This is a genomic window from Bacteroides bouchesdurhonensis (assembly GCF_900155865.1).
Lineage (GTDB): Bacteria > Bacteroidota > Bacteroidia > Bacteroidales > Bacteroidaceae > Bacteroides > Bacteroides bouchesdurhonensis.
Genome location: NZ_LT707015.1, coordinates 1 through 1,158 on the forward strand (window position 1 = coordinate 1; position 1,158 = coordinate 1,158).

Consider the following 1,158-nt stretch of genomic DNA (forward strand, 5'->3'; position numbering starts at 1 on the left):
AAGATTTAATATGTACATAGAATCCCGATAAATAACCTGATCCATTAGCATGTTTCCAAAGTCAGACTGCGCTTGATGTTTGGACTCATCTGAAATAGTATTAACATTCCTTATTGTTGTCGTTGGTATTTCAGCAACAGGTTGTTCTTCTACGATATCTACATCCTTGCAAGAAAATAGCATTAATAAAAGAAATGAAGGAAATAGTTTTAATTTAGTTTCTGTTTTCATAAAACATTTGATTTTATATGGTTAAACAATATTTTAATTTAGTAACCGGAAACTAAATATAATCAACACCTTCAGAAATATATAGAAAATGGTATCAATTGAGATCAGTAGTGTAGTAGTTTAATATATAAGGTCAGTACCAAAGAAAAAATCTTTTCCGTAATAAGTTCGTTCTCTTTCTATTGATCGACCTTCAAATCTGCCATTTGTTACTGATACCTTATAGGTAACTTCTGGTATTAGTATGCTTGCAGCTGATGCCTCAAATTCAAATAAACCAGATATATCTCTCTTATTGATATCTATTTTTGTAAATTCAATATAACCACTTGTCGTAATGTTCGTTCTTAATGTTATCGATTTTTTCCTAATTTCTTTAGAAATCAAAGACGTGTCTGCACATTCATAAAGGTAAGGTTCAGCCCCAATCGTTGCAACGTAGAATTTATCCTCAAAACCATACACTTTATCATTATCAACTTCTTTTTTGAAGTAATACTTTTCCCCGATTATTGGTAAAGTCTTTTGAGCAAAAGATATTTTAAGATCAAATCGTGTACCATCTTTGGCTTTTATATACTTACTGATATTGAAAGTAAATATATCATCTTTAGGACTATATGAATAATTCATGTGATAAGTAGCTGGGGCTTCAAAAGCTTTTCTCAATCCTTCCCCTCTTACTAATTCACCATTAATATAACACTCCACAAAACTTTTATTTTTGAAACGCTCACCAAAACTATCTTTATCACATTGACTAAATGTTGTTGTGAGAAAGACAATCAGAATTATTACAGAATACTTGCTTTTCATTTTGATTCATTTAAATTTTCTACTAATTCAACATAAACATTATATAGGCTATCCGGAATATTTAAATCTGCTGCTTCTTCCGCATTAAGATTTAATATGTACATAGAATCC

Annotated in this window: 2 protein-coding genes; both read right to left on the reverse strand. The window is 30.0% G+C overall.

The features are described 5' to 3' along the window. A partial coding sequence (locus tag CZ225_RS22725) for a hypothetical protein (protein ID WP_077155971.1) occupies nucleotides 1–231 on the reverse strand: 231 nt, incomplete at its 3' end. Between the two features lie 120 nt (nucleotides 232–351). Next, nucleotides 352–1,047, reverse strand: coding sequence for a hypothetical protein (locus CZ225_RS22730; RefSeq protein ID WP_077155972.1), 696 nt, complete (start codon nucleotides 1,045–1,047; stop codon nucleotides 352–354). Nucleotides 1,048–1,158: the final 111 nt, after the last annotated feature.